Annotated in this window: 18 protein-coding genes; 11 read left to right on the plus strand and 7 right to left on the minus strand. The window is 44.8% G+C overall.

The features are described 5' to 3' along the window. The first annotated feature begins 35 nt into the window (after positions 1–35). Entirely contained in the window at positions 36–812 is a 777-nt protein-coding gene (suhB, locus tag MHM87_RS04515) for an inositol-1-monophosphatase (protein WP_014950183.1), read from the plus strand. 147 nt (positions 813–959) lie between these two features. Here suhB and MHM87_RS04520 read toward each other — a convergent pair whose 3' ends face one another. Continuing rightward, positions 960–2,237, minus strand: a complete 1,278-nt coding sequence (locus tag MHM87_RS04520) for an acyltransferase family protein (protein WP_239257868.1) — start codon at positions 2,235–2,237, stop codon at positions 960–962. 109 nt (positions 2,238–2,346) lie between these two features. Here MHM87_RS04520 and MHM87_RS19955 point away from each other — a divergent pair, with 109 nt between their 5' ends. After that, complete coding sequence (locus MHM87_RS19955; protein ID WP_239257869.1) at positions 2,347–3,243, plus strand: LytTR family DNA-binding domain-containing protein; 897 nt, start codon at positions 2,347–2,349, stop codon at positions 3,241–3,243. A gap of 74 nt (positions 3,244–3,317) precedes the next feature. Here the strand turns inward: MHM87_RS19955 and secF are convergent, their stop codons facing one another. The 6 genes from secF to MHM87_RS04555 all read right to left on the minus strand — a co-directional run bounded on the left by secF (position 3,318) and on the right by MHM87_RS04555 (position 9,571). Continuing rightward, positions 3,318–4,259, minus strand: coding sequence for a protein translocase subunit SecF (gene secF, locus MHM87_RS04530; protein ID WP_014977044.1), 942 nt, complete (start codon positions 4,257–4,259; stop codon positions 3,318–3,320). Between the two features lie 9 nt (positions 4,260–4,268). Next, positions 4,269–6,113, minus strand: a complete 1,845-nt coding sequence (gene secD / locus MHM87_RS04535) for a protein translocase subunit SecD (RefSeq protein WP_014950187.1) — start codon at positions 6,111–6,113, stop codon at positions 4,269–4,271. Between the two features lie 55 nt (positions 6,114–6,168). After that, a complete protein-coding gene (yajC, locus tag MHM87_RS04540) occupies positions 6,169–6,504 on the minus strand; it encodes a preprotein translocase subunit YajC (protein ID WP_014999069.1) in 336 nt (111 codons plus the stop codon). Between the two features lie 24 nt (positions 6,505–6,528). Then, complete coding sequence (tgt, locus tag MHM87_RS04545; RefSeq protein WP_014950189.1) at positions 6,529–7,641, minus strand: tRNA guanosine(34) transglycosylase Tgt; 1,113 nt, start codon at positions 7,639–7,641, stop codon at positions 6,529–6,531. 173 nt (positions 7,642–7,814) lie between these two features. Further along, the gene (gene queA / locus MHM87_RS04550) at positions 7,815–8,861 is read right to left on the minus strand and encodes a tRNA preQ1(34) S-adenosylmethionine ribosyltransferase-isomerase QueA (protein ID WP_049588006.1); all 1,047 of its coding nucleotides are present in this window, start codon (positions 8,859–8,861) and stop codon (positions 7,815–7,817) included. Positions 8,862–9,295: 434 nt separating this feature from the next. Next, a complete protein-coding gene (locus MHM87_RS04555) occupies positions 9,296–9,571 on the minus strand; it encodes a DUF6471 domain-containing protein (RefSeq protein WP_014950191.1) in 276 nt (91 codons plus the stop codon). A 268-nt stretch (positions 9,572–9,839) separates the two neighbouring features. Here MHM87_RS04555 and MHM87_RS04560 point away from each other — a divergent pair, with 268 nt between their 5' ends. The 9 genes from MHM87_RS04560 (at position 9,840) to MHM87_RS04600 (ending at position 16,381) form a co-directional block, all read left to right on the plus strand. Continuing rightward, positions 9,840–10,229: a DUF2170 family protein gene (locus MHM87_RS04560; protein WP_014950192.1), complete on the plus strand. Its 390-nt coding sequence runs from the start codon at positions 9,840–9,842 to the stop codon at positions 10,227–10,229. Between the two features lie 23 nt (positions 10,230–10,252). Further along, positions 10,253–10,933 carry a PspA/IM30 family protein gene (locus tag MHM87_RS04565; RefSeq protein WP_014950193.1) on the plus strand — a complete coding sequence of 227 codons (681 nt, stop codon included), beginning with the start codon at positions 10,253–10,255 and terminating at the stop codon, positions 10,931–10,933. Between the two features lie 148 nt (positions 10,934–11,081). Next, positions 11,082–12,137 carry a potassium channel family protein gene (locus MHM87_RS04570; protein WP_170826512.1) on the plus strand — a complete coding sequence of 352 codons (1,056 nt, stop codon included), beginning with the start codon at positions 11,082–11,084 and terminating at the stop codon, positions 12,135–12,137. A gap of 11 nt (positions 12,138–12,148) precedes the next feature. Then, a complete protein-coding gene (locus MHM87_RS04575) occupies positions 12,149–12,793 on the plus strand; it encodes a YjfK family protein (protein WP_014979843.1) in 645 nt (214 codons plus the stop codon). A 16-nt stretch (positions 12,794–12,809) separates the two neighbouring features. Beyond that, a complete protein-coding gene (locus MHM87_RS04580) occupies positions 12,810–13,226 on the plus strand; it encodes a DUF350 domain-containing protein (RefSeq protein ID WP_014950196.1) in 417 nt (138 codons plus the stop codon). Positions 13,227–13,236: 10 nt separating this feature from the next. Continuing rightward, positions 13,237–13,905, plus strand: coding sequence for a DUF1190 family protein (locus MHM87_RS04585; RefSeq protein WP_014977050.1), 669 nt, complete (start codon positions 13,237–13,239; stop codon positions 13,903–13,905). Positions 13,906–13,907: 2 nt separating this feature from the next. Then, positions 13,908–15,074: a glutathionylspermidine synthase family protein gene (locus tag MHM87_RS04590; RefSeq protein WP_168463599.1), complete on the plus strand. Its 1,167-nt coding sequence runs from the start codon at positions 13,908–13,910 to the stop codon at positions 15,072–15,074. A gap of 19 nt (positions 15,075–15,093) precedes the next feature. After that, on the plus strand, positions 15,094–15,633 hold the full coding sequence (locus MHM87_RS04595) for a rhomboid family intramembrane serine protease (RefSeq protein WP_014950199.1): 540 nt from the start codon (positions 15,094–15,096) through the stop codon (positions 15,631–15,633). Between the two features lie 46 nt (positions 15,634–15,679). Next, complete coding sequence (locus MHM87_RS04600; protein WP_014950200.1) at positions 15,680–16,381, plus strand: VC0807 family protein; 702 nt, start codon at positions 15,680–15,682, stop codon at positions 16,379–16,381. Positions 16,382–16,550: the final 169 nt, after the last annotated feature.

The following is a 16,550-nucleotide window of genomic DNA, read 5'->3' on the forward strand; positions in this document are numbered from 1 at the left end:
TGTTTCATTGGTCTTTTACAATTGGTGGTTTATCTATGCATCCTATGCTGAATATTGCGGTGCGCGCTGCGCGTGCGGCTGGAACAGTTATTGTTCGTGGTTTTGAAAAACATAATGAGGTAGCAACAGAGTCGAAAGGCTTAAATGACTTCGTTACTCAAGTTGATAAAGAAGCAGAACAAGCAATTATTGCCAAAATTCAGCAGTCTTACCCGAACCATTGCTTCCTAGGTGAAGAATCGGGTGAAGTATTGGGCACAGAAACTGATTATCAGTGGATCATCGATCCACTAGATGGCACCACTAACTTTGTAAAAGGCATTCCTCACTTTGCCGTTTCAATTGCACTTCTTCACAAAGGTCGCTTAGATCAAGCGGTTGTTTTCGACCCAATTCGCAGCGAACTATTCACCGCTAGCCGTGGTCAAGGCGCGCAGCTTAACGGTTATCGTATTCGTGCTTCTAAGCCTCGTGACCTTTCTGAAACCATTATTGCTACTGGCTTACCGTTTAAGAACAAGTCTCAATTTGGCGAGTACGCACTAAGCTTAAACAAGATTTTCCACGAAGTGGGTGACATTCGCCGCGCAGGTAGTGCTGCGCTAGACCTTGCTTACGTTGCAGCTGGCCGTCACGACGGTTACTGGGAGCGCGGTATTAAATCTTGGGATATCGCAGCAGGTGAGCTTATTGTTCGTGAAGCTGGCGGATTGGTAACAGACTTTAAAGGCGGAAACGACCCGCTTCACAAAGGCGAAATTGTTGCTGGTAGCGTGAAGGTGGTTCAAGGCTTAGTGAAGCATCTTAAGTAAGAAGCACCTTAAATAAGAAGCATCTTAAGTAAAAGCAGCTTAAATAAATCGCCCGTAAGCACATAAACTGAGCCGATAAACCAAGCACAGTTAGACAGTAAAGGCGCTATGACACGAATGACGTGACATAGCGCCTTTTTCTTTTTCTCATTTATAGTTTTCGTTTAACTTTAGGCCAAATAAAAATCTAAGTATTAAAAAGCGCTTGGCGACTTCGTATGTCAGTGCGCACCCCACAACGGTTATTAGCGTTATTAAAATAAATTCTCCGAGTGTCGACGATACACGGGAGCTCAAAAAGAACGCCGCCACCACAATTATCGTTTGATGCACCATATAGTATGGCAACACGCCTTTGTTCAAATAGCTCACCACCTTACTCGGGTTAGACAAATATTTTCGACCGAACCCCAATATTGCTGCCAACCATGCCCAGTGATTAAGTACAACGATTACACCAACCAAAACACGAAACCCAGGCGACGACTCCATTAACTGCCCTGTAGGGCCTAGCAAGTCGTGACGGTCTAAAATTATGACGCTGTAAAGTACTATCGCAATGGTTAAGCTTACGTAACGGGACCTCATAATTGCAGCATACAATGCGGGTCTAAGCGCGACCACAATACCTACCAGCATCACAAAAAAGTACTTTGCATGACTATACCAATCATTAAGCAAGTCGTGAGACGTGGGATATGCTACTCGTAGCTCCAGCCATATGGCAGTCATGATCGTAACCACTAACACGCTAAACAGCGCCAAACTATCGAGTACTCTCAACGCCCTTACTTCCACAAATCTGATAAGCGGGAAAAACAGCAATATGAAAGCGCTATACACAAAAAGGTAAGGTAAAAACCAAAGGTGATTCCATGTCAGTAAGCCAATTACCGATTGTTTGTCGATAAACAAGTCAGTATTTGGATTGATGTAAGCAACGTAGAACTCGCTAAACGGCATGGCTAGTGCTCCGCTGACTGTCCACTCTGCATAAACTTGTGGCGCGACGATAACAAACATACCGAATACAAGAGGAATTAATATCCGCAACGCCCTCTTCCCCAGTAGTGAAAGGGATACACGCCAGCGAGAGGTCGTTTGGCCATAAGCGCGGCGCAGCACGACGGTAAATACCATGGCAGAGATCAAAAATAATAAAGACATACGCCATTGGTTGGTCAATATCATCACATCTTGTAAAAGTGGAAATTGCACGTCGCTTTTTATATGCCAGCCCCACTCTAAAACGTAATACATTCCGATGTGATAAAAAATGAGTACACCAAACGCGATGACACGCAGCGCATCCAACTCGAAATAACGCTGAGTGACAGGACTCTCGACCACGGCCTTCTCTTTCGCCTCCCCCTTTGAAGTTCTGTTAACAAACGTTGCTTCCTGACCAACATATGCTTGCGTCAATGTCCTCACTCCTATTCAATAGTGTTTAACTAACGTGTTGCATCTAATGTGATAGACGTCCGACAGCAAACGCCTAAGTGACGAGAATTAAGGGAAAAAGGGTTAAGCGGTGAATAACTGGGATGAAAAATGGAGTCAGTTTCTTAGGGATTCTGAATCAAAACATAAATACGCTGCATTTGTTTTGCTTACAGCCTATTTGTTTATAAACAATTCAATCAATGCTGCGTCTAGTTGGACTGAATTCTCTCGAAGCGACAATAACAGCGTAGCACTTTGGGAGCCGTACGTTTGGGAATACTCGAGTGCTTTGAGCACCGCTTTGCTCGTCATCCCATTAATTATCGCTATACGTATACTCGATCAGAAGGTAAAAGTGGGAGCGACATGGCTTGGGTGGCATTTTGCCTTCGCCAGTTTATTTTCAGTAGCCCATGTATCATTAATGGTAGCATTTCGAAAGCTCGTCTATTTATTCTCTGAACGCAATTATGACTTTGGGATATGGCTCAATGAGTTCATCTACGAATATCGAAAGGATGTATGGGGCTATATTACTCTGATTACTTTTTACTATATTGCACGGTTTGGCTATCAACGCTTAATTGGTGAAGCATCACCTATTATACGCGACACATCACAGATAACGAATGACAACGTGGCCAGCACCTTACCTGACTATTTATTGGTGAAAAAGCTCAATAAGGAGTTTTTGGTTCAAGTCACTGACATACAGCGAGTAGAAGCCTCAGGAAACTACATTAACCTTCATACTCACGTGGGCGTTTACCCCTTGCGTTATACCCTTGGCCGGTTTTGTGAAGAAGGAGCGCATCAAGGCTTTATGCGAGTGCACCGATCGCACGCAGTGCGAATACCTGCCATTGTGTCTATAAGTTATGAAGAAACAGGGGATGGAACAATAATGCTCAATAACGGTCAATCAGTAGCGCTTTCCAGGCGATATAAAGATGATCTGAAACAAGCATTAGCCCCCAATCAATAGTAAATTCCACTTTTGATAAAGCGTAAAAAAACCGCATCGTAGATGCGGTTTTTGTACGTTTCAAGCGTGTAAAACTAAGGCATAGGATCTAAATCTGCGCCTTCCTTTTCCACTTGTGGTGGCATTAGGTCTTCTTTACTAATACCCAATGCAAGTGCCACTGAACTTGCGATATACACCGATGAGTAAGTACCTACCACTACACCAAACAGCAATGCTGTTGCAAATCCGTGAATAAGTGCACCACCCTTGTAGAATAATGCAACCAATACCAACACCGTGGTTAATGAGGTGATGATAGTACGGTTTAGGGTTTGCGTTAGCGAGATATTGATAATCTCAACAGGCTCACCTTTACGAATTTTGCGGAAGTTCTCACGAATACGGTCACACACAACGATGGTATCGTTAAGTGAATAACCAATTACCGCTAGTACCGCTGCAAGTACCGTAAGGTCAAACTCGATTTGAAGTACTGAAAACAAACCCAGCGTAAGTATAACGTCGTGAGCTAGTGCCGACACTGACCCTAGAGCGAATCGCCATTCAAATCGCATCGCGACATAAACTAGAATACACAAGAGTGCAACTAGCATCGCAAGGCCGCCCTGCTCAGTAAGCTCTTCACCTACGTTAGGACCTACGAACTCGATTCGACGCATATCAACCTCAGTACCGTCAGCGCGCAAGGCAGCTAGTACCTGTTCACCAATAGTCACGGCTTTAACGCCATCACGAGGAGCAATGCGGATAAGTACATCTTGGCTGCTGCCAAAGTTTTGTACTATGGCATCTTCAAAATTCGCTTCGTTTAGCTGGGCGCGAATGCCTTCTAAGTTAGCAGCGTCCTCATAGCCAACTTCAATTAGCGTACCGCCAGTGAAGTCTAGCCCCCAGTTAAGGCTATTAACGCCTAGCGACACGAACGAACCTAAAATGAGTACCGTTGATAACACCATCGCAGGAATGCGAAGGCGCATAAAATTGACGGTATCGGATAGTTTTAATAATTGCATGTTACTTCCTTAAATCGCCAATTTCTCTACGCGTCGACCGCCCCATACTGCGTTAACAATAACGCGCGTAACTAGGATTGCGGTAAACATCGAGGTTGCTATACCAATCATCAGTGTAATCGAGAAGCCTTTAATTGGGCCTGTGCCCACGGCAAACAGGATTAAGCCTGCAATGAAGGTGGTAATGTTAGCATCTAGAATGGTAGAAAAAGCACTGTCGTAACCCTGGTGAATGGCATGCTGTGGGCTGCGGCCATCACGTATCTCTTCTCGTATACGCTCAAAGATAAGCACGTTTGCATCTACCGCCATACCAACGGTCAGTACAATACCTGCCATACCCGGTAGCGTAAGCGTTGCACCAGGGATCATCGACATAATGCCCACAATCATAACCAGGTTTGTAATCAGAGCGATGTTCGCTACCACACCAAACGCTTTGTAGTAAATCAACATGAAAACAAGTACCGCTGCCAGACCATACATAATAGCCTGCATGCCCAGCTCAATGTTTTCTTTACCCAAGCTTGGTCCAACCGTACGCTCTTCAACAATTTGAATTGGCGCAATCAGTGCACCTGCGCGAAGTAGCAACGCTAAGTCACGGGCTTCTTTCGGTGAATCAAGACCTGTGATTTGGAACTTGCTACCCAGCTGCGCACGAATAGTCGCAACCGAGATAACTTGCTCATGTTTTTCAAACACTAGCTTGCCGTCTTTGTTACGTTCGCCAGTTGACTTGTATTCGATAAACACCGTAGCCATTGGTTTACCAATGTTCCCACGGGTTGAGCGAGACATCTTATTACCGCCTTCAGAATCAAGCGAGATGTTTACGTTCGGAAGTCCATATTCATCAACACCGCTATTCGCATCAATAATATGGCTACCGGTAAGCATAATACGCTTTTCAAGCAGCTGAGGAATGCCTTGCTGATCTTCAATCACTTGAGAGCCAGGAGGAACGCGGCCGTTCAATGCATCACGGATGTCGTTCTTCTGGTCCACCATGCGAAATTCTAGTGTTGCTGTAGCATTAAGAATCTCTTTCGCACGGGCGGTGTCTTGAATACCTGGAAGCTGCACAACGATGCGATCAGCACCTTGCTTTTGTACAAGCGGCTCAGCCACACCAAGTTGGTTTACACGGTTGCGAATAATGGTAATGTTTTGCTTAACCGCGTTGTCGCGAATTTCTTGAAGCTTGCTTTCAGCAAAAATAGCGCGAAGTGTTAAGTCGTCCACCTGATTAAAGGTAAGGTCGCGACTTTGGTTGCGCAAAAAGAACTCAGCCTTGTCTAGCGCATCTTCATCACGGAACGTAATGTCGATATGATCGTCAACTTGTTTTACACCGCGATAACGAATGCCTTCTTCACGCAGTGATGTACGGAAGCCACCCTCTGCATCTTCTAGCGACTTAGCAATCACTTCGGTCATATCCACTTCCATCAAGAAGTGAACACCACCGCGAAGGTCAAGACCTAGCTTCATTGGCGCGCCACCTAGGCCTTCAAGCCATTCTGGCGTGTCAGGGGCAAGGTTCATAGCCACGTAGTAGTCATCACCAAGCGCCTTTTCAAGCGTTTCGCGCGTTACAAGCTGGGTGTCAGAATCCGAAACGCGAACTAATATTTGTTCGTTCTCAAACTCAACACGTTTTGGAGAGATATTCTTTTCACTTAGCGCGGCTTTTACTTGTTCCACTGTGGCGTCAGTTACCACAGCGTCACGGCCTGCTGAGATTTGTACGGCGTGATCTTCACCGTAAATGTTAGGAAGCGCATAAAGTGCACACATTGCAACCACAATGAGTGCACTCAGTACTTTCCAAATAGAGTTTTTGTTTAGCACTGGATAATCCTTTCGTGCCAGTACCGGGAAGCGTCCCGGCCCCGGCTTTTGTTACTTACAGTGACTTCATCGTGCCTTTAGGCAGCACAGCAGTTACTGAAGACTTCTGAACAACGATGTTGTTTGAATCGTTAAGTGCAACTTCAATGAAGTCTTTTTCTTCTGACACTTTAGTGATTTTTCCAACCAAACCACCTTGTGTTAACACTTCATCGCCTTTGCTTAGTGACGATACTAGGTTTTTATGCTCTTTTACACGCTTAGCCTGTGGACGGTAAAGCAAGAAGTAAAAGATTAAACCAAATACAGCTAGCATGATGATCATTTCCATGCCGCCACCTTGCGGCGCACCAGCAGACTGTGCGTAAGCGTTAGAGATAAATAGGCTCATAAAATTCCCCAAATATTATCGTTGTTATAGTGCCGGAACCGGCAACCCTTTTTGTTCATAAAATTCTTGTACAAACTCATCAAGCGTACCTGCGTCAATCGCATCGCGAAGACCCTGCATCACGCGCTGATAGTAGCGAAGGTTATGGATGGTGTTTAAGCGCGCACCCAAGATTTCGTTACACTTGTCCAAATGATGTAGATAAGAGCGAGAATAGTTTTTACAAGTGTAGCAATCACAATTCTCATCTAATGGCGAGGTGTCGTTTCTGTGTTTCGCATTGCGAATCTTCACTACGCCTTCAGTCACAAACAGGTGACCGTTTCGGGCGTTACGCGTGGGCATTACACAGTCAAACATATCGATACCGCGACGCACAGACTCTACCAAATCTTCAGGTTTACCCACGCCCATTAAATAGCGAGGTTTATCTTCCGGAATTTTAGGCGCGGTATGATCGATAATGCGGATCATATCTTCTTTCGGCTCACCTACTGAAAGACCACCAATGGCGTAACCGTCGAAGCCAATAGCTTCAAGGCCAGCAAGTGAAACGTCGCGCAGACCTTCGTACATACCGCCTTGAATGATACCAAACAGTGCTGCTGGGTTATCGCCATGGGCTTCTTTACTACGTTTGGCCCAACGTAGCGACATTTCCATTGAAACGCGCGCTTCTTGTTCAGTAGCGGGGTACGGCGTGCACTCATCAAAAATCATCACGATGTCAGAGCCCAAATCGCGCTGAACTTCCATCGATTTTTCAGGCGTAAGTAAAATCTTTTCGCCGTTTATCGGAGAGCGGAATGTTACACCTTCTTCGGTAATTTTACGCAAATCACCCAAGCTAAACACTTGGAAGCCGCCCGAATCCGTAAGGATTGGCTTGTCCCAATTCATGAAGTCGTGCAGGTCGCCATGCTGGCGAATAATGCCCGTACCAGGACGAAGCATCAGGTGAAACGTGTTTCCAAGACAGATGTGTGCACCGCTGTCTTTTAATTCTTCAGGGGTCATTCCCTTAACGGTACCGTATGTACCTACGGGCATGAACGCTGGGGTTTCTACAACACCGCGTTCAAACACCAAACGACCGCGTCGTGCTCGGCCTTCGGTTTTTAACAACTCAAATTGCATGTGAAAGCATTCCCACTTTGTTGCGCTTTTGCGCTGGGTATAAAAATAAATTGGCGGCGATTATACCAGTAATTCGGCTGAGATCATGCCCCGTATCTATGTTTATCTGTAACTAAGCTAGAAAGGCCTGCAAAACACCGATTTAAACGCCTAATGTCCTCGGGCGAATGTGCTTAGGCGCGTTCAATAAACATAGAATCACCGTAGCTAAAGAATCGATATTCTTTCTCTATCGCTTCTTGATACGCCTTCATGACATTCTCTTTGCCAGCAAATGCGCTAATTAACATCATTAGCGTGGACTCTGGAAGGTGAAAATTGGTGAACATTGCGTCTACCACTTTAAACTCAAAACCAGGGTAGATAAAAATCTCAGTATCTTCGTTAAATGGCGCAATAACTTCCTCGTCACCGCGCTCTGCACTTGCCTTTGCCGCTGACTCCAAAGAGCGTACAGAGGTTGTACCCACTGCAATAACGCGTTTACCGTTGGCCTTTGTGGTTAAAACAGCGTCAACAACGTCTTGTGGTACTTCAGCGAACTCTGCGTGCATCTTGTGCTCTTGAATATTATCAACGCGCACAGGCTGGAACGTACCCGCGCCAACGTGCAAAGTTACAAAGGCCAAATTCACGCCTTTTTCTTTTAACGCAGCCAGTATTGCATCGTCAAAGTGTAGTCCTGCAGTAGGCGCCGCTACCGCGCCCGGCTTTTGATTGTAAACGGTTTGATAGCGCTCTTTGTCTGAACTTTCATCGGGACGGTCGATGTAAGGAGGTAGCGGCATGTGGCCATGGGCTTCTAGCAGCGTTAATACGGTCTCATCGTGGTCAAACTGTAAAATAAATAGCGCATCGTCTCGCCCTGTCACCGTAACATTCACTTTTTCTTCAAGAATCAGCTTAGATCCAGGCTTAGGCGCCTTGCTCGCGCGAACATGCGCTAACGCTGTATTGTCTGATGTGATGCGCTCGATCAGCACCTCAACCTGACCACCCGTTTCCTTTTTGCCCAGTAAACGTGCAGGAATAACTCGCGTATTGTTGAACACCAAGAGGTCACCCGGCTCTACAAATTTCAGCATGTCAGCGAACATCGTGTGCGCTACATTGCCAGTCTTCCCATCTAAATGTAACAAGCGACTCGCTGTACGTTGCTGAGTTGGGTATTTGGCGATAAGTTTTTCGGGTAGCTCGAAGCTAAAATCTGATAGTTTCATAAATACGACTAAATTACGGCATAAAAGTTAGACAAAAGTAGAATATTAAGTGCTATTTAAGTTGCAACTAAAGGCTAATAAAAATAGATCTACAGATTAAGCCAAAGTCAAAATAAAAACAAAAAATGTTGATTATCAACAAATTAAAAGTTAACGTATATTATAAAATAACTTTATATTGAACAATATACGTACAATTCAATTTATTAAATAGCACTTAACTCCTTAAACGGTTAAGATACCTGCAGATAGTGATGATGTTCTCCCATAAACATTCCTTATCATTCGTACCCAGCACTTGCTGGGTATTTTTTTATCTGCTTATTTTCCCTGCCTACCTTCACTCATCGCAACGTTATTGCGAAGCTTCGATTCCTCTGCGCGACAGGTTAGTTGAATATCGATATCTTATGAACGGCGGTATTTTACGCTGTTTATTGCTGAAGATCAGTTAAGATTTCCTCTAAAAGCGCCGCATCTAATGGACGCGCCTTCAACACGTACAAAATCTGCAGAAGTAAATCGGCGCCCATAATACCTTTATTTACCTTATTTCTAAGATTATCTGCGCTTTGCTCCACGCCAATCTCTTCCAGCCTTTGGCTTAACGCTTGATATTTTACGCCGCGCACAGACATCTCAGATTTCACAACTCTTGCTACCGTTTGCCGCCACGCATTTTTAGCACCTTGCGTATTTCCAGTGTTCACACAGCCTCCAAAAACCACACAAATGTGATATATATTTTACAAAAACACACTTTTTTACACTTATAGCATGTATTTAATGTTGACGATTATGGCACAACAGGTCTACACTGCAAGTCTAGATATTGGCGAAGATGAAAATAGTCGTTACAGTAACTTCGGTGGTTAATACAGCAAAGTATCTGTTTTTAATAAAGTGCAGTTGTATAACACACCACTTACACGACATTCATTTTCACAACTATCGCTTCAATAATTAAAGGAGAAAGGTATGAGCTGGGAACTGGAAAGCATCGAAGCCTTATTTAAAGAGCATGATGACTTTGTGGTAACACGTGAGGAAAACTGCTTACTTATTGCTAATCAAGACGGCATAGATGCCTGGCTTGCTATCAGCGGAGAGCAGATTTTAGTAGAGAGTCTTTTGTTTGCAGCGTCGGAAGTAAAAGATAAGCCAGCGCTAGATCATGAAATATTGTCTACTCATATGGTGTTCCCTTTGACCACGGTAGGCATTTCAAACATTGGTGGTGAAGAGTACTACACTGCCTTTGGTGCGCTAAGTGCCCAGTCAAAAGCCGAAAGTATCGTTATTGAAGTGGAAACCCTGTTTCAGAATGTTGCATCTTTCTTAGATGCCTACGAAACACACCTTAACTAAAATTTACTTCTAAGGAGAAGCGAATGTCAGTGTGGAAAAAATTAGTAACTGCAGTAAAAGGTGGTGCAACCGAAGCTGCTCAATCTGTCGTAGACAGTCAGGCTATTCGAATTCTGGAACAAGAAATTAGAGAAGCCAAAGAAGAATTGCGTAAGTCAGACCATGCACGTACCCAAATCTTGGCAAAGTGTAAACTTTCTCAGCAAAAAGTGGATAGCTTCAATTCGTCAATTGCGGAATACGAAGCTCACGCGCGCAAGGCCATCGATAGCGACCGCCAACTCGCGCTAGACTGTGCGCAAAAGGTGTCTGAACTTAAAGAAGAACGAGACCAAGAACAAACTTATCTTGATCAGTTCCAGCAGTCAGAAAAGCAGCTGGCACAAAATATCCAACAGGCGAAAGCGAATTTACGTCGCTTAGAGCAGCAAGTGGATATGGTAAAAGCCACTGAAAGCGTTCAGAAGGCGCAAGTAGCGGTTTCTTCACGCCACATGGGTGCGAATAGCAAAATGAAAACGGCGACAGAGTCACTGTCACGTATTCAAGATAAGCAAAAGATGCGCAATGCTGAACTACAAGCTGCAGAAGAGTTAGCAAATAATGAATCGAGCAGCGATCTAGAAAAACGTCTAGCCGAAGCGGGCATTAAAGGTGGTAAAACCTCGGCCGATGACGAGCTAGCGCGAATTCTAGGCAAGTAAGTTAGAAAAATGGGAGCTACGCGCTCCCATTTTTAATTCTTGTTACAATAATTTCCTGCGTAAATTACCGTTAAGTAAAGCGCTAACCTAGACAAATCAAGTACTTCAAGGCAGAGTAAGGGCACGCATAACAAGGGCTGTTTCTTTTATGTCTCCATGGATAAAACTGCGAAAAATCATGCTGCAATATTTTGCAGAATCACGCTGGTACACTATTGTCGGTGCCACCGCCTTTTACGCAGTAACAAGCTATTGGCTACTTTACGCTGCAGACGAGCACGATTTAATTACCAACGCCGACTTTATTTACTGGCTGGCGGTCACCGCCTCTACAGTGGGCTATGGTGATTTATCTCCCGTCACGCCAGCGGGAAAACTGGTTGTAGCGCTTTACGTCATACCGCTTGGTTTGAGTATCTTCGCCATGGTAATTGGCCGGATTGCAGCTTGGGTTTCATTAACGTGGAAGAAAGGATTGTTGGGTATGAACAGCTTGATGCTAGATGAACATATCTTAGTAATTGGGTGGAATGAGCAGCGTACTATGCTGCTGCTTGATTTAATACTTCAAGAACGCGATGCCATGCCAGAGCGCCCCGATATTGTGCTGTGCGTGAAGGCCGATATCACTAATCCCATGCCTGGCGTGATTGAGTTCGTGAAGGTAGATTCGTTTAACAAAGACGAAGATATGGATCGCGCCTGCGTGTCCACCGCCCGAACTATTCTTATCGATAACCCACAAGACGATGTCACCATGACTACCGCGCTGTATTGTACTAAGCGTAACCCTGATGCACATCAGGTGGCTTATTTTGATGATGATAGCCTAGTCAGCTTACTTCAGGATCACTGCCCTAAAGTGGAGTGTACACCGAGCGTGGCAATAGAAATGTTAGTTAAAGCCGCTTTTGATCCTGGTTCAAGTATGCTTCATCACGACTTGCTGAGTATTGAAGAGGGCCAAGCGCAATTTTCAGTAAAAATCCCAGAAAGTAGCCACGCCATTTCTGTTGCTAAGTTATTTATTAATTTGAAACGTAAACACGATGCCATCTTTATTGGTTATGCGCCAAATGGCCTTGTGAAAGAAATGGTGGTAAACCCACCGTTGGACGTTACGTTAAACCCGGGCGACACTTTGTTTTACATTGCTGAGCGCCGCATTAACGCAATTAACTGGTCTTCTCTAGACGCTGATTAAGAGGCGTAAACATGTTTAGTAAATTATTTAAAAAATCAGAACCTAAAAAACCTAAGTCGCCAGAAATAATGGGGCTTTATTTAGGTGGCTCTTTCGAGTTGGATAACTTGAAACTTTCGCTATTAGAACCGGAGCTCACTATTGAAGGTGCAGCCCGTTCTCAATTAATTCAAGCGGTAGGTGAAGCGCCCTTAGATACAGGTGGCACTCTGCTTCGCTTTTACACCGACGACGATGGATTTTTACAGGTGGTCACCGACGGCGGCTTGTCTGAGAATCACATTACCGATGTTAAGCTGTGGCACTTTTATGAAACGAAAACCATTGGTAATACTGCTCAGTGGAACGAATGTTTGAAAAACGTTATCAGCCAGCCCACCTATGAGCTTGACGGTAAGGTCTATACCCGCGTATGGGGGGCAGTGGGCGATGAGTCACCGCCTGTTGCCGTCACTGAAACTACCTATGAAGAAGATGGTGATGTGAGTACTACTGATCAGTTTATGATGCTGTATGAACGCCCAATCAGTAATGACAGAGTTGAAACACTGCTTGTTGTGGGTGAAGAGAAACAAGTAGGCAATAATTTAGATAGATGTTTGGTGATTTCAACGGGTTTTGATGTTGAACCTGCTGATATCACTATAAACGGTTAATAAAAAGGGAATAACTATGGATACCATCATGCAATCTTTGGCTGGCCTGGATAACTTTGCGCTTTACTTCGGCTTGTCGATTGTTTTTTTGTTTATCTTCAAATTGGTGTACGCCTTGGTCACACCTCACGATGAATGGAAGCTGGTAAAAGAAGAGAAAAACGTTGCCGCTGCCATCGGCTTTGGTGGTGCTATAATCGGTTTTGCTATCGCCCTTGGCAGCGCAGCTTCAAACTCGGTTGCTGTAGTAGATTTTGCTATTTGGGCGCTTGTTGCTGTGATTGCACAATCCCTAGCGTTTGCCATTTTGCGTTTCAGCTTTATGCCGAAAATCGCTGAGCGCATAAACAATAACGAAGTTTCTGCGGGTGTTATGCTTGCCAGCATGTCTATTGCCGTAGGCTTACTCAATGCCGCTTGCATGACCTATTAAGGGGGCAGCGATGACTGATAAACGAAACACTCAGCTTGATGTTGTTGATAGCGTGCAAGGTGAGAAGCCCGCTTTAAAACGCACCAAACATATTGACCTTGGTCGCATGCGCAAAGGTTTTAGCGTGAAGCCTTTAGCATTGGGTGTGGCCAGCGTTATTTTAAGTGGCTGTGGTGGCGAAAAAGAAGACGCCACCATTTATACCTCGCTAGAAGACTGTAAACAGGATTTTCCTGATGCAGTAGAGCGTTGTGAAGCTGCCTACCAGACAGCGGTCGACGAGGCCATGCGCACTAGTCCGCGCTTTAGCTCTGAGTACGACTGCGAACACGAATTTGGCCCTAACCAGTGCCAATATGTGAATAATAGTAGCGGCAGCTTTTTCATGCCGTTCATGGCAGGCTACATGGTGAGCTCTCTGCTATCGCCAAATCGCTATTACTCACAGCCCTTATATACTTCCTATTCATATAATTCACCGTTTCGCTCACGCTGGATAACGGCAGACGGCTATGTGTTCGACGGCGACATTCGCAAAAGAAAATATCGCGTAAACAAAGACGTTTATAAGCCTAAGCCTACCGTGAACCGCACAATGAAACGTGGCGGGTTTGGTAGCAGCGTTCGTGCAAAATCGTCTTGGGGTAGCAGCAGCCGTAAAGGCGGCTGGGGCGGATAACTATGTTTAGAATGCCTTGCCAGCCTCGCAAGGGCTGGCAGCAGTTGGCTAACGAGTTTGGTTTTCATTTCCACACCATGTATGGCGAGCCGTATTGGGATGAAAGTGCCTACTACCAATTCACGCTAGCGCAAATTGAAAACGACATTGAAGACCCCACAGCCGAACTACATCAAATGTGCTTGGCAGTGACAGAAGATGTGGTTAATAGTGAGGAATTACTTACTCGTTTTCGAATTCCAGAGCAACATTGGGACTTAGTAAGAAACAGCTGGCAGGAAAGAGCCCCCAGTTTGTATTCACGCCTTGACCTTGTCTACAGCGGCAAAGGGCCAGCTAAGCTGCTAGAAAACAATGCAGATACGCCCACCAGCTTGTATGAATCTGGCTTTTGGCAGTGGCTGTGGCTTTCACAAAATGTGGATGCCGGCAAACTTGCCCTGCACGCTGATCAGTTCAATAGCTTGCAAGAAAAACTAGTTCATCGCTTTCGCGAAATAGCATTGCACTACAACATTAATCAACTGCACATGGCGTGTTGTAAAGATACCGTAGAAGACCGCGGAACAGTGCAGTACCTACAAGACTGCGCTACAGAGGCCGGGCTTTTAGCTGACTTCGTTTTTATTGAAGACATTGGGTTAGCGGACACGGGCGTTTTTACCGATCTTCAAGACGCGCCAATTACAGACTGCTTCAAGCTTTATCCTTGGGAATTTATGCTGCGCGAAGAGTTTGGCGACGTGTTAGAAGACGCCCAAGTTAATTGGATAGAGCCCCCGTGGAAATCGATAATTTCCAATAAAGCCTTGCTTCCTCAGCTTTGGAAGAAATTTGAAGGCCACCCTAACCTGCTTCCCGCTTATTTTTCAGATGAAATAAACACAAACACACTATCAGGAAAGTGGATTAAAAAGCCTCTATTTTCTAGGGAAGGCGCGAATGTTTCTATCATTGAAGGTGGAATTGAGAATAGGCTTAGCGATGGTCCTTACGGCGAAGAAGGCTATATTGTTCAAGCATTTGAACCTTTACCCGTTTTTGAAGGTAACCATACACTCATAGGTAGTTGGTTGGTGGATGACATGCCAGCAGGTATTTCAGTAAGAGAAGATGCATCTGCTATTACGCAAGATCTCTCTCGCTACCTTCCTCATATTATTTTGTAATCTACTTTAGGGGCGTTCGATGAAGCCGCTTTCTTTCCAAATTCGCGTTCTGCTGACGCTAGGTGCATTGTTAATCGTAATAGAAGTAGCAAACTTACTTACAGGCAATGCACTTAATCAGTTTGGTGTAGTGCCTCGTACACTGTCAACCTTGCCATATATATTCACAGCCCCTTTCCTTCACGGTACACCCACGCATTTGATGGCTAACTTGGTGCCTCTTTTGCTGTTCATGTGGCTTACTATGCAGTGGGGAAAACGCACGTTTCTTATCGCTACGCTAAGCGCACTGCTTATAGGTGGTTTGGGCGTGTGGCTGTTCGGTAGAAGCGCTACGCATATTGGCGCGAGCGGCATGGTATATGGCTACTTCGGCTTCCTCGTGCTAGCAGGGTTTAGAAGTAACAAAGTGCGGTATTTGCTTATTTCACTAGTAGTTGCAGCGCTATACGGAGGAATGCTGGTTGGTGTGCTTCCCACATCCAAATTTATTTCCTTTGAATATCATCTGTTTGGCTTTATTGGTGGCTTATTTGCCGCATGGCACTGGGCACGCTAATTAGTTTACGTATAATTAGCCTCAAGATAAGACGTTGTAATTAGATATGTCAGCAGTACAAGAACCTACACAAAAAAACCAAGGCTTTTTCGGCAACCTCGCGTTTAACATTGTTATTCCTGTGGTGCTAATGAGCTATGCAAGTTCGGAAGATTACCTAGGCCCTGCGTGGAGCATTGTGGCGGCACTCAGCTTTCCTATTGGTTATGGCCTATGGGATTTAAAAGAGTCGGGAAAGGTCAACGGCTTTTCCATTTTAGGCATTATCAGCGTTCTACTTACCGGCGGGTTTAGCTTACTTAAACTGCCTGCCGAGTATATTGCGATAAAAGAAGCCGCTATCCCAGGCATTATCGGTATTGCTGTACTGGTAACCCAATACTCTAATAAACCCTTGGTCAAAATGCTTATTTTGAACGACCAAATCATAAACTGGCCACACCTAAACCAAGTTCTTGATGCGAAAGGAAAACAGAGCGAGTTTAAAAAGAAAGTCGCGGTTAGCTCTTACATCGTAGCGAGTTCGTTTTTCCTCTCTTCTGCACTAAATTATATCTTGGCAAAAATGATATTGGTCAGTGAGCCGGGCACTACGGCATACACTGAAGAGCTTGGCCGAATGACTGCGCTTAGCTATCCAGTCATTGTGATCCCGAGCATGATTTTACTTATTGCAGCGCTCTGGTATTTGTTTGCCCAAATCAAAAAAATTACTGGCGAAGAACTCGATAACTTTATTAATCAGTAAAAAGACAATCGATAAGGGGCTTAACGCCCCTTTAACATGCCCTTCCCTACGACTGAAGCTATTACATATCTCGTAATTTAGGCGACTAAAGCATTTTCCTGAAACGCAGAAGAATACTAACCATCAAATTTCCGCACCGCTTTTAACCAAAAAGCGTGGGTATTACGTA

It is taken from the genome of Alteromonas sp. Cnat3-28, from assembly GCF_022348265.1.
GTDB lineage: Bacteria > Pseudomonadota > Gammaproteobacteria > Enterobacterales > Alteromonadaceae > Alteromonas > Alteromonas macleodii.